This window comes from Martelella sp. K41-7 (genome assembly GCF_055808365.1).
Window position 1 is genome coordinate 295,947 of sequence record NZ_JBVVRV010000002.1, and the last position, 12,502, is coordinate 308,448.

The 12,502-nt window shown below is 56.7% G+C and carries 12 protein-coding genes; 8 read left to right on the forward strand and 4 right to left on the reverse strand.

Annotated elements, in window-relative coordinates; all coding sequences use genetic code 11:
• Positions 1 to 18 precede the first annotated feature (18 nt).
• A complete protein-coding gene (locus tag AC0L7L_RS21855) occupies positions 19 to 1,431 on the reverse strand; it encodes an FGGY-family carbohydrate kinase (RefSeq protein ID WP_473514233.1) in 1,413 nt (470 codons plus the stop codon).
• Complete coding sequence (locus AC0L7L_RS21860; protein WP_473514234.1) at positions 1,428 to 2,255, reverse strand: DeoR/GlpR family DNA-binding transcription regulator; 828 nt, start codon at positions 2,253 to 2,255, stop codon at positions 1,428 to 1,430. Before AC0L7L_RS21860 ends, AC0L7L_RS21855 begins: the two co-directional genes overlap by 4 nt.
• A 167-nt stretch (positions 2,256 to 2,422) precedes the next feature.
• On the opposite strand from AC0L7L_RS21860, the gene AC0L7L_RS21865 reads away from it, so the two are divergent.
• The 8 genes from AC0L7L_RS21865 (at position 2,423) to AC0L7L_RS21900 (ending at position 10,412) form a co-directional block, all read left to right on the forward strand.
• Positions 2,423 to 3,949, forward strand: a complete 1,527-nt coding sequence (locus tag AC0L7L_RS21865; RefSeq protein ID WP_473514235.1) for a sugar ABC transporter ATP-binding protein — start codon at positions 2,423 to 2,425, stop codon at positions 3,947 to 3,949.
• On the forward strand, positions 3,946 to 4,947 hold the full coding sequence (locus tag AC0L7L_RS21870) for an ABC transporter permease (protein WP_272214619.1): 1,002 nt from the start codon (positions 3,946 to 3,948) through the stop codon (positions 4,945 to 4,947). The genes AC0L7L_RS21865 and AC0L7L_RS21870 overlap by 4 nt, the downstream gene beginning before the upstream one ends.
• A gap of 10 nt (positions 4,948 to 4,957) precedes the next feature.
• Positions 4,958 to 5,902: an ABC transporter permease gene (locus AC0L7L_RS21875; protein ID WP_473514236.1), complete on the forward strand. Its 945-nt coding sequence runs from the start codon at positions 4,958 to 4,960 to the stop codon at positions 5,900 to 5,902.
• Between the two features lie 95 nt (positions 5,903 to 5,997).
• Positions 5,998 to 7,074 carry an autoinducer 2 ABC transporter substrate-binding protein gene (locus AC0L7L_RS21880; protein ID WP_473514272.1) on the forward strand — a complete coding sequence of 359 codons (1,077 nt, stop codon included), beginning with the start codon at positions 5,998 to 6,000 and terminating at the stop codon, positions 7,072 to 7,074.
• An 88-nt stretch (positions 7,075 to 7,162) separates the two neighbouring features.
• On the forward strand, positions 7,163 to 8,056 hold the full coding sequence (locus AC0L7L_RS21885; protein WP_473514237.1) for a class II aldolase/adducin family protein: 894 nt from the start codon (positions 7,163 to 7,165) through the stop codon (positions 8,054 to 8,056).
• 88 nt (positions 8,057 to 8,144) lie between these two features.
• Positions 8,145 to 8,294, forward strand: a complete 150-nt coding sequence (locus AC0L7L_RS21890; protein WP_473514238.1) for a hypothetical protein — start codon at positions 8,145 to 8,147, stop codon at positions 8,292 to 8,294.
• A 17-nt stretch (positions 8,295 to 8,311) separates the two neighbouring features.
• The gene (locus AC0L7L_RS21895; protein WP_473514273.1) at positions 8,312 to 9,574 is read left to right on the forward strand and encodes an FGGY-family carbohydrate kinase; all 1,263 of its coding nucleotides are present in this window, start codon (positions 8,312 to 8,314) and stop codon (positions 9,572 to 9,574) included.
• A complete protein-coding gene (locus AC0L7L_RS21900; protein WP_272214613.1) occupies positions 9,567 to 10,412 on the forward strand; it encodes a TIGR01459 family HAD-type hydrolase in 846 nt (281 codons plus the stop codon). The genes AC0L7L_RS21895 and AC0L7L_RS21900 overlap by 8 nt, the downstream gene beginning before the upstream one ends.
• A 19-nt stretch (positions 10,413 to 10,431) precedes the next feature.
• On the opposite strand, the gene AC0L7L_RS21905 is transcribed toward AC0L7L_RS21900, so the two are convergent.
• Together AC0L7L_RS21905 and AC0L7L_RS21910 are read right to left on the reverse strand one after the other, a co-directional pair.
• Positions 10,432 to 11,310, reverse strand: a complete 879-nt coding sequence (locus AC0L7L_RS21905; RefSeq protein ID WP_473514239.1) for a D-psicose 3-epimerase — start codon at positions 11,308 to 11,310, stop codon at positions 10,432 to 10,434.
• Between the two features lie 74 nt (positions 11,311 to 11,384).
• The gene (locus AC0L7L_RS21910) at positions 11,385 to 12,416 is read right to left on the reverse strand and encodes a hydroxyacid dehydrogenase (protein WP_272214611.1); all 1,032 of its coding nucleotides are present in this window, start codon (positions 12,414 to 12,416) and stop codon (positions 11,385 to 11,387) included.
• Between the last annotated feature and the right edge of the window lie 86 nt (positions 12,417 to 12,502).

The following is a 12,502-nucleotide window of genomic DNA, read 5'->3' on the forward strand; positions in this document are numbered from 1 at the left end:
GGTCAACTTTACGGTGCCCTATTGTTCTTCCAGGCAGATCATCCGCCAGCGTTCATAATAATGCTCAAGCCCCTCCAGCTGAACCGTCTCGCAGACCTTGCACGGATCCTTAAATGGCGAGTTGGTGAATGAGCCGAAGGCCAACGCTGCAGCACCTGCGGCCGTGCCCTCTGCCTGTTCATTGTTCAAGACGGTCTGGGACGGTCTTAATGCGTTGATCAGCGGGCCGTACATCGCGTTGTTTGAAAGCCCGCCATCAATGACCACCGTATTATTCGATTGAAGAAGATCGAGGGTCAGATTGGTCATGCAGGCAAGATAAAGGGTGGCAATAGCGGCCCGTTCGCGGGCCGAGTTGGCTTCAGGCCCGATCAGCTTGCCGTGCCTGCCCGGAAACGGACCGCCATCTGCAAAGCTTGGAAGCGCCATTTGCTGCTTGTCGATGACCGCTTGAATATCACTGGCGGTTATCGCGACCCGCGCTTTTTCCGAAATAAGGTCAAACTCGCGTCCGCCCATGAAACGGGCGGTGGCAATCGGCTGCTTGTCGACAGTAACATTGGTCAGCATGTCGCGGTTTTCATCCATGACCGAATAGGGGGCATCCGTGTTCATGGTGACCACCCAGGTGCCGGTCGAGACCAGTGTGAAGTTGCTATAGCCGAGATTGGTGTAGAAGGAAAAAGCCGCATTGCTGTCGTGAACGCCGTTGTGCACGGTCATTGCATGACGCGTACCGTCTTCCATCGAAAGCTCATACGATCCGACTGGCAGCCCTGCACGGATCAGCGGTGGCATTTTTTGGCGCCAGTTCATGGTGTCAACGAGGCTGGAAAAATCCTGACTGTAGGGTGCCCAGAGGTGCGAATGGCAGCCAAGATAACTTACCTCAGACACCGCTTTTCCCGTCAGCCGCCAAATCCAGAATTGCGCATAGGGCAGAATCGCCGTTGCTGCCCCAAAGGCCTCGGGCTCGGCCAGCGCCATCCAGTAGACTTGAATGCCGTAGCTAAATCCGTTTGGAAGATCCGGCGCCCCGGTTTCGGCAAAGTCCGGTTTGACCTTCAGGAATGCTTGTCGGATATCTGCCGGGATCGGCGCTTCATAATCGAGAATTGGTAAAGCCAGATGATCACCTTCAACTGCGGCAAATGTGCAGCCATGGGCGGAAACCATCACACGATCAGTGTTGTATGAAACCGCAGCGCCACGCAACGCGGCCTGCATCCATGTCCACAAATAGTGATCATCCATCACCCGCCGGCCATTAACTTCAATCCAGCGTGGCGCCGTGCGGCACCCGGCGACCGTCGCACCATTTTCGTTGAAAACCAGCATTTTGGCGTTTGTTTTTCCAAAATCGAAAACTGCCATGGTCGGGCCTGACAGATAGTCCTCAATGGGGGTAAGTTGCACGGTTTCCATCGTCATTCCTGTACGCCTGTCTTCGCATTTGTCTGGGCACCGGTCAGGTGTTTGGTGAATGCGATGACGACCTCAACGCCTTCGTTGCGAAGCATGGTTTCGTTGGCTTCCGATATGCGATCATCGGTAATCAAAGTGTCGATGCGCGTGATTGGGAGCGCGCAATGGCGTGCGCGGATGTCAAATTTCGAGCTGTCGGCCAGAACGATGACCTCATCTGCCTGGTTTAAAAGGCTTTTGACAACACGGACAATCAAGGGGTTGGATTCCAGCACGCCATTCGGCCCGAAGCCTTGGGCGCCAATGAAAAATTTCGAGGCATAAAGATCCGGTTCGGGTGCAGATGGGGAAAATATGATACCCGGTTCGCGGTAGAGATCGCCGCCTGCAACATTCAAATGACAGGTGCCACTCTCCCAAAGGGCGGAGGCAACCGGCATCGAGTTGGTGTAGATCTTGACGCTCCTCTTGGCCAGAAGCTGTGCGAAGAGGAAGCAGGTCGTGCCGCCATTGACGATCAAGGTGTCGCCATCGCGACACAAGTCTTGTGCGCATTGGGCTATGGCGCGTTTGGTATCGACATTCAAAACCCTGTTTTCGGCAAATGGCCGCGCATGAAAACGGGGTGCTGTCGCGTTCTCCGGCAGTGCCACACCGCCAAACACTTTTCGGATAAGACCGGCCTTGTGAAGCTTGGCGATATCGCGCCGGACGGTGGCTGGCGAGACGTCCACGACCGCGAGCAGGTCTTTCACTGTCGCAAAAGGTTGATCGGCCAAGGTGTTTTGGATCAGCCTGTGGCGTTCTTGTTCGCCTCCATCTGCTTTCATGATTGAGATTCCTCTTTTCCTCGCCTTTTTGATGACCAATTTGCGTCAAAAGCGCAAGAGAGATTATTTACAATCAAATATTGACGATTTGCAATCTTCGTGCGTAGTTATCGCAAGAACGAACGGGCGCGGAGGAGAAACCGCCCGGACCGTCGGAGGAGGATCAAGTGTCTCAGCAACACGAACCATTCGTGCGCCTGATCGGCGTCGGGAAGTCTTTTGGTGCCGTACAGGTGCTAAAGGATATCGATTTTGATGTCCGTCCAGGCGAGGTTCATGCCCTTTTGGGGGAAAACGGCGCTGGCAAATCCACCATGATCAAAATCCTATCGGGGCTCCATGCACCCGATAGCGGCGGTGTGATCGAAATCGAAGGCCAGCCCGTCTCGTTTTCAACCACACGGGATGCCAGCCGGGCCGGCATCGCCACGGTTTATCAGGAATTGTTGCTTTTCCCGGAATTGACCATCACGGAGAATATTTTTCTCGGTCATTCGCCGCGGAGACGCTGGGGTGGCATTGACTGGGCAGAGGCCCGGTCGCGTGCGCGTCGCCTGCTCGACAGTCTTGATTGCTATGCATTGGACACCGACACCAAGGTCTCGACCTTGTCCGTTGCCCAGCGCCAACGGGTCGAGATCGCAAAAGCGCTCAGCCATGATGCGCGCGTCCTGATCATGGACGAGCCGACAGCGTCTCTTCCCCAGGCCGATGTCGACCAATTGATGGATGTGGTGAAAAAGCTGCGCGCGCAGGGCGTTGCGATCATCTATGTCAGCCATCGCATGTCGGAAATCTTCGAACTGGCGGATCGCGTGACTGTGTTGCGCGACGGCGCGCTGATCGGCACGCACGCGATTGACGAGGTTGATGAGGCCAAGCTGGTATCGATGATGGTCGGGCGTGCCATCGAGCAGCTTTTCCCAAAAGTCGAGCCGAATATTGGCGAGGTTGTTTTCGAAGCCGAGGGGCTGAATTGCGGCCCGCTGGTCAAAAATGTCTCGTTTTCGTTACGGCGCGGTGAGATCCTCGGGGTTGCGGGATTGATCGGGTCCGGTCGCACAGAACTGGCTCTGGCACTGTTCGGAATTACGCCTGCCACATCTGGCACGATCCGGGTCAAAGGCAAGCAGGAAGTCATCCGATCGCCCCGCAGCGCCCGCGATCTGGGAATAGCCTACGTCCCTGAAGATCGCGGATTGCAGGGGCTCGTCAAGCCGTTACCCATCAGTCAGAACATCTCGATGGCATCGCTGGACCGGATGACGACCTTCAGCATCATACCGTTTGCCGAAGAGGCGCGGCGCGCGCTTGCGGCCGTGAAACGCCTGGGGGTGCGCTCACGCGGTGATGTGCACCAAGCCGTGGGTGAGCTTTCAGGCGGAAATCAGCAAAAAGTCGTTGTCGCCAAGTGGCTGGAGACACAGCCAGAAATCCTGATTCTCGATGAGCCGACCCGCGGCGTCGATGTCGGCGCCAAGGCCGAAATTCATGCGGTAATGGGGGAGCTTGCGCAGAAAGGTCTCGCGATCATCATGATCTCCAGCGAGCTGCCTGAGGTTCTGGGAATGAGTGACCGTATCATGGTCATCAACAACGGTTCCGTTGTCGAGACAATAGATCGCGCGGATGCCACACCGGAAAGCGTGGGAATGGCGATGACCGCAGAGCAAAAGAAAATGGATGCGGCATGATGGTAGCAGAAGACAACGGCTCTTTCGGGCGGCGAAGCGCCACAAGCCGGGCTGGGTTTTTCAAAAAGCTCTACACGGAATACGGCCAGGAAATCGTCATTCTCGGCGCCATCATTGTGCTTTTGATCGTTGTAGGCAGTTACAATCCACGCTTTTTGAGTGTGCGGAACCTGAACACGATCTTTGCAGGAAACGCTTATATCGCCGTGGCGGCTATTGGCATGTCGATGGTGATCATTACCGGCCATATCGACGTCTCCGTCGGCGCGCTGATCGGTGTTCTCGCGACGATTTCCGGCACCATTGCCGTTTCCGGCTATCCGGTCTGGCTTGCCTGGCTTGCGCCGGTCGTCATTGGCGCAGCGATCAACATGGTGGTTGGCATCCTGGTTGCCTATGCCCGCATACCATCCATTGTGGTCACGCTCGGCATGATGTCGATCCTGCGCGGCGGGTTGATCTCTGTGACCGGCGGCGACTGGATATCGGGACTGCCAAAGTCGTTTATGATCTCTCAGCTTAAACCGTTCGGCGTTCCGGCTCCGATCTATTTCATGGTGGCGCTGACGCTGCTGGCCGCCTTCTGGATGCGCTACTCGGCCTTTGGGCGTTCGCTCTATGCAATGGGCGGCAACGCTGAAGCGGCCCGCGCGACAGGTATTCCGATCGAAAGACGCACAATGATCGTGTTCATGATCCATGGGGCGTTTGCAGGGCTTGCCACCATTCTGTTTGCAACCCAATTGCAGATCATCCAGTCGACGGTCCCGCCGAACCTCGAACTTACCGTGATCACGGCCGCCGTTATTGGCGGTGTTTCGATCCTTGGTGGAACCGGGACGGTCATCGGATCGACATTTGCCGCCATCCTCTTCGCCACCATCGGCTCCGCACTGATCTTCACCAATGTATCGGCTTATTGGCTGCGTGCGGTTATCGGCACGCTGATCTTGGTAACCGTATTGGTTGATGTCATGCGCCGCAGAAACAAACGCTGAGGGAGCGCCGATGCATATTCGCAAAATCCTGCGTCACGAAACGATACTGGCCGTTCTCACGGTCATCGTTTTGATTGTCCTTTCCTTTCAGTCGGATCGCTTCTTCACGGTCGACAATCTGCTCAATCAGGGGCGCCTCATGACTGAGGTCGGGCTGATTGCGATCATGATGACCTTTGTGATCGCCACTGGCGGCATCGACCTCTCGGTCGGCTCGATCGTTGGTCTCACCGCTATTTTGATGGGAGTGTTCTGGAAAAATCTGGGAATGCCGCTTCCTGCTGCGATGATCCTTGCGATCATCTCGGGAACACTTGCCGGTTTTGGCAATGGGGTGATCATAACCCGGTTTTCAGTGCCGCCCCTGATTGCAACGCTTGCAACGCTGGCGCTTTATCGCGGGATCGCCGAAGGCATCAGCCAGGCACGCTCCGTGCGTGGGTATCCGGACTGGTTTTACGTGCTTGGCCAAGGCGAATTTGCCGGTGTGCCAACGCAATTGTGGATCCTGCTCGTGGTTGCGGTGGTCAGTGCGCTGGTTCTCGGCGTAACCCGCATCGGACGTACGGTCTACGCCATCGGGTTCAATGAGGTCGCCGCGCGCTTTTCAGGGCTTCCGGTCGATCGCACGAAACTGGCGATATACACTGCATCCGGTTTTGCCGCAGCACTTGCCGGCGTCATCTTTGTATCGCGCGTTTCCACAACACGCTCCGACATGGGCACCGGCCTCGAACTTGATGCCATCACAGCTGTCGTGTTGGGAGGCACGAGCATTTATGGCGGGCGCGGTACCATCGCCGGCACTTTCATCGCGCTTGTTCTGATTCAGGGACTGAAAAACGGGCTCTCCCTGGCCGGCGTTAAGGGAGAAGGAACCGTCGTGCTGATCGGCGCCGTGCTGATCGGGACAATTCTTTTAACAAATCTGTTTCACCGGAACGGCAGCCGGTAGGGAACCTGTAACTGCGGTCATGCCGTATGATTTACCGTGGTTGTATATTTGGAGGAGAGACTATGCATAAGATCATGATTACGACGGTGCTGTCCATGTCGCTGGCAGCAGGTGTCGCACACGCGCAGCAATCATCATGGACAGGTGGTGACGATCTGCCGACCAATCCACTGGCTTGCGACGGAACGCCCGCAGAAGTGGCAGCGATGCCATATGATGGCGGCACCCCGACAGATGCGCCTGATCGCATGGGCAAAACGCTGACTGTTGTCGATATCCCGAAGCTGGTCGGGATCGGCTATTTTAGCGCTACATCCAAGGGGATCGCCGACGCAGCCGCCGAAATGGGTACGATGGACGTCAAGACCGATGGTCCGACAAGGGCAAATATCGACGACCAGATTACGCTGATTGATAACTACATCACCAGCGGCGTCGACGGCATTCTCTATGCTGCAAACGACCCGGTGGCCATTGCCCCGGTGTTGAAAAAGGCTCTGGCTGCCGGCATCAACGTTGTCGGTTATGATGCCAATTCAGAGCCCGATTCACGGCAGTGGTTCGTCAATCAGGCTCAGTTCAATGGTATCGCGAAGTCGGTAATCGACAATCTGTCCGATGAGATCGGCGAAGACGGTGCCTTTGCTATCGTCACGTCGACATTCACGACGCCGAACCAGGCACGCTGGATTGCCGAGATGGCTGCCTATCAGCAAAAATGCCATCCCGACATGGAGTGGCTTGAAACCGTCGAAGCGCAGGAAGACAATATCCTTTCCTTCAACCAGGCAAACACGCTGATCAACAAATATGGCCCGGACCTCAAGGGCATTGTCGGCATGACCAGTGTTGCCACGCCGGCTGCTGCCGATGCGGTAACCCAGGCAGGCCTTTGCGGTTCCGTTGCGGTTGTCGGCCTGGCAACGCCCAACGCAATGAAGCCCTATGTTGAGGCCGATTGCGTTAAATCTGTGGTGTTGTGGAACCCGGTCGATCTTGGCTATGCAGCGGCTTATGTTCTGCGCGCCACGGCAGACGGTACGCTCAAGCCCGGGGATACCTCGGTTGAAGCCGGAAAGCTCGGTGAGCTGTCGGTTATCAATGGCAGTGAAGTCCTGCTCGGCGCGCCGTTCGTCTACAACAAGAGCAACATCAACAACTTTGACTTCTAGAGCCATAAAACGTTCCAGTCGTCGATGACACCGTTTCAAAAATGAGGGGCGGGCAGTGCGTGCCCGTCCCCGACCATCAAACTCTTTCATGCGCGAGCTGCATCGCGTACTCAAAGGTACTGTCATGCCGCAATCGACACCCCCTCCCGTTGCGAAAGATCCGCAATTTCAACAGTTCCTGACGCTGTCCGCACATCTTGGGCAGGATATAGAGCGCACTCAGGGGGCGGGCGGTAACACTTCGATAAAGCAAGACGGCATCATGTGGGTCAAGGCATCTGGCACCTGGCTTGCGCATGCGCTCGAACGCGACATCATGGTGCCCGTGCAGGTCGCGCCTTTGATCAAGGCCTTGCGCGAACGGGACCCCAGAGCGGAAAAGGCCACGGATTTTGTCGTCAAGGACTTGAATACCAACGGACTGCGGCCTTCCATAGAAACCAGTTTTCATGCGGTCTTGCCGCAAGCCGTTGTTGCCCATTTTCATTGTGTTCACACGCTGGCGCTGGTCGTTGTCGAGCGGCGCGAAGAACTCATCCGCGAGCGGATGAAAGCGCATGCGCCCGAGCTCACCTTTTGCTTCGTGCCCTATCGACGGCCGGGAACGCCGCTGGCCGAAGCCATCGATGCTGTTGCATCGCAAGCGCCTGATGTCTTGTTTCTGTTCAACCACGGCATCATTGTCACGGGCAAGACCGTGGAGGAAACGCGGCAACGTGTGGAGCTGGTGACCAAGGCCGTTGCCACACCGAAGGGCGATGTCGAAATGGTGCCCGACATTGATGGCTTGACGCAGCTTTCAAAAAACACCGCGTACCGCCTGCCAACGGATCCGGCCATTCACGACACAGCGCTGAACGCACATGCCAGTGATATCGCCAGCAAGGGGAGCCTTTATCCAGACCATGTGATTTTTCTTGGTACCCGTATCGGCGTTGTCGCCCCCGGTCAGAGCATCGCAGCAGTTTTGGATCTCGCTTGAGACGGCGCAAGGGCAGGCCCCGAAACTCCTGCTTATCCTGGGCAAGGGTGTTCTTTTGCGCAAGGACGCTTCCCAGGGATGTGATGTTATGGCGCGATGCCTGGCGGAAGTGACGACCCGAATTCCGGTTGGCGAAACGCTCTGCTATCTGGACGAAGCTGCCGAATACGAACTCACCCATTGGGAGGCTGAAAGCTATCGCCAGGCCCTCGACCGCGCAAACGGAGCGGCTTCGTGATCGACACTGAAGACAGGATGCCGATTGCCGTCGGCATTGATATCGGGACGTCTGGAACACGGGCCGTTGCCCTCAACAGCCAGGGCGATGTAACCGCGACGGCGGCATGCGCATTTGCCACCGCCGATGAAAACCGCAACCCTCTGGCCTGGTGGGCCGGGGCCCGGACATGCCTCGAACAACTGGGCGGGCTTTGCGATCTTCGAGCTGTTGAAGGGATTGCCGTTGACGGAACGTCGGGCACATTGCTTGCCGTGGACCGGCAATACCGGCCCATCGGTCATGCAAGCCTTTATAATGATACCTGTGGCGATACATCCATATTGCAAGCCGTCGAAGACCTCGCTCCGGCGGAAAGCCCGTCGCGCGGCGCAATATCGCCCGCAGCGCGTGCCATCATGCTGGCGCGTACTCAAGGCACGTATAAAATCCTGCATCAGGCAGACTGGGTTGCATTTCAGCTGGCGCATCGCAGTGCGGCCGTCAGCGATGAGAACAACGCTTTGAAAACGGGCTATGACCTGCAAAACGAGTGCTGGCCGGAATGGCTGGAAAAGGCCGGTCTTGACCTTGAACTGCTTCCGGAGGTGTTGCGCGCCGGTGTGGCCCATGCATTTGTCGGCGCGCGCGCTGTGGGGTTGGGGTTTTCAGATCAGTGCCGGGTTCATGCCGGTACGACGGATGGATGTGCTTCGTTTCTGGCGACCGGTGCGGGCGAAGTGGGTGATGGCGTCACCGCGCTTGGGTCCACGCTGGTTTTGAAGCTTGCCTCCGATTGTGCCATTTCAGCGCCCCAATATGGCATATACAGCCACCGGATCGGCGATATCTGGCTGGTTGGCGGCGCTTCCAATACTGGCGGCGGTGTCATTCGCGCACTTTTTGGCGATGAGCGGCTGGCCGCCCTTTCCAGGCAACTTGACCCATCCCGACCAACGGGGCTTGACTATTATCCGCTGCTCAAGCCAGGGGAGCGCTTTCCCGTAAGCGATCCGGCCTATCCGCCACGGCTTGAGCCAAGACCGGATCGGGACGCGCTGTTTTTCCAGGGCGTTCTGGAGGGCATAGCTGCAATTGAAGCGCTCGGTTATCAGCGATTGGCCGAGCTTGGCGCGCCGAAGCCGAAAACGGTGCGAACCGTTGGTGGAGGCGCGCAAAATCAGGGCTGGACCGAAATCCGTCAGCGCATACTCAACGTGCCTTTTGCCGCATCGTCATCGACGGAAGCGGCTGCCGGTACTGCCCGGCTGGTTTTGCAAGGACGGCAAGCCAATGACTGAAATACCGCCAACAACCACTTTGAGCGGATTGCGTGCGCACTACGATGTCTTTTTCATCGATCAGTTTGGCGTATTGCGCGATGGTGAAAAGGCCTATGCGGATGCCCCCGAAGCATTGTCGCAACTGAAGCAAAGCGGTGCCCGTATCATTATCCTGTCAAACTCCGGTCGCAGCGGTGAATATAACGCAGAGCGGCTCACAAAAATCGGATTTGCCAGAAGCGCCTATGACGCGTTCGTGACCTCGGGCGATGTTGCCGTGTCATTGATCGAAAATGGTGATGTCGCGCTCAGCCGCAGGGCAGGAACCCGATGTTTCACACTGTCCAGCGGCCGCGATCGCAATCTTTCGGATCGGATGGGGTGGGAGCCCGTCAAACAGGCTGACCAGGCCGATATCATCGTCATTTCGGGCAGTGAAACAGAACGCATATCCATGGTGCGCTATGGCGAGATGCTTGCGCCTGCTGCGCAGCGCGGTATTCCGTGCATTTGCACCAATCCGGATCGTGAAAAGCTCTCCGGAGGAACTGTGCTTCCATCAGCGGGTGCGCTTGCCGATCTTTATGAACATCTCGGCGGCGAGGTTACGCGGGTCGGAAAGCCCTATGGGCCGATCTATCACCATGCCCATGGGCTTGTCGGATACCCTGACCGCAAGCACATTGTCTGCATTGGCGATAGCCCCGACCACGATATCGCCGGTGCGAACGGATACGGACTGGCAAGCGTCTTGTCCCTGACAGGCGTCTCAGCGCAGCGACCAGACCAACCCGATACCTTGCTCACACTAAACGGGCCGACCAGGCCGAATTATATCATGACCCGTTTCAGCTGACCGGGATGTGCGGCCTGGTTCAGCTGTTGTCGCCGCCCAGCACGAACCGGGAAAAGGCCAATGCCTGACGGGCGTCTTCATCCATCTTTGCTTCATCCGCGTCGTCGCTCAGATCGCGCCAGACGCGGATATCGCTTCCGATGCCGCCCCCTGTCTTGACGAATGGCTCCATCACCACCGCACCGGCATAGTCGATTTCGCGCAATGCTGTTCCGATTTCGTGCCAGGGCATGCGGCCTTTTCCGGGAACGCGGCGGTTGTTCTCGCCTGTGTGGAAGTGTCCCAGAAGGGGGCCTGCGGTGCGGATTGCGGCACTGAAGCTGTCTTCCTCGATATTCATGTGGAAGGTGTCCAGCATCACTTTCACATTTGATTTGCCAACATCACGGACGAAGGTGACGCCCTCTTCGGCGGTGTTGATCACATGGTTTTCGAAGCGATTCAGAACTTCGATACACAGCGTGATATCCAGATCTGCGGCAAAATCGGCAAGGCTTGCAATGCCTTCAACACCACGGGCGCGGTCGCCCTCCTTGTCGACAGGCTTGGAATAGTCCACCGGCCAATAGGAATGCAGCGCGCCACCAATGATATGGACATCGAGCTTGGCGATATTGGTGAGCGTCTCCTCGAAGAAGGCGCGGCCGGCTTTGCGAATTTCGGCATCCGGAGACGACAGGTTTCGCGTGGCCGACGGCCCGAGACCGGACGTGAGCGCGATATTGTTTTCGCGGGCGCAACGGGCGATTTCATCCAGATGAGACGGGCTGTAGTTGTTGACATGATGGGCGGCGATTTCGATGATATCGAAACCAAGATTTGCGACTTTCTCGACATAACGGAGGCAGTCCGCACTCCATTCCTTTTCCCAATAGGAATAATAGATACCGAATTTCATGTCGTTCTCCTCAATGTCATGCTGACATCGCCTGTTCGTACTTGCGAAGTGTGTCCGGGAAATGCGGAAGCGCCCTAGTTCACATCGACCGGTTTTGAACGCATGCGGCGCGCTGTTTCACGCTCTGCCCGTTTGCAACGCAGGGGTGGAAGATCCTGGTCCATCAATGCCATGTCTTCCAGGACCATATCGCCCATATGCTTGAATGCGACATCGATCGCGCCTGCGCGATGAGCAGACCGCAAGAGGCCCCGGGCAGATCGGGCCGGGTGGTCCATCTGCAGCGGTTCATCCGGAAATACGTCGCTTGCCGCAACGATATGGCCGGAACCGACCGCATCGAGAAGGGCATCGAAGTCAACCACATCTGCGCGCGACAGGAGAATGAAGGCGGCGCCCTTGCGCATCCGCGAAAACTCCTCTGCACCCAGAAAACCACGATTTTCAGTGGTGACGGCGGCCATCACGAATATGAAATCGGACTGCGTGAGCACGTCTTCCAGTGACGCAGGCATAACGCCGTGATCATCGAGAATGGACGGCGGCAGCCACGGGTCGAAAACCTTGATATTGCAGCGGAAACCGGACAGGAGGCGGTTGAGCGCCCGTCCCAGATCGCCAAATCCGATAATGCCTACATCAGAACCGGTGAGGAGCCTGGCGGAAGCATTGCCTTCACCGCCCCATTTTTCCGTTCCCTCTCTGAAGGCAAGATCGGAATCGGTAATGCCACGGGCGAGATCAATGGCAAAGCCAAGGCCAATTTCGGCCACCGGCACTGCAAACACCGCGCCTGTCGTGATCACATGAATCCCGCGCGCAAAAACCTCTTCATAAGGCATGTTGTCGATCAGGTTGGATTCGACATTTATCACTGCGCGCAGCGATTTCAGAGACGATAGCGTTTCAGCTGAAATCGGCGGCTGGCCGAGGATATAACGCGCATTCGCAAGCACGTTTTCATCCAGCGCTGCGACCTGATCATCTGTCGTCTCGACAAGTGTATAGCGGTCTTCAAGGAGGCGGCGTTTTTCAGGGGTAAAGATGAGATCCAGGCTGCGCGGCTGAGGTGCGCAAATAACGAGCGGTTTGTCAGTGACGGGCATTAAGTGTCCTCCTGATGAAAAAATAAACCGATTTACTTTTAAAGTAAACTGATTTATTTTTTGTCAAATTGAGATTTCCAATGCTC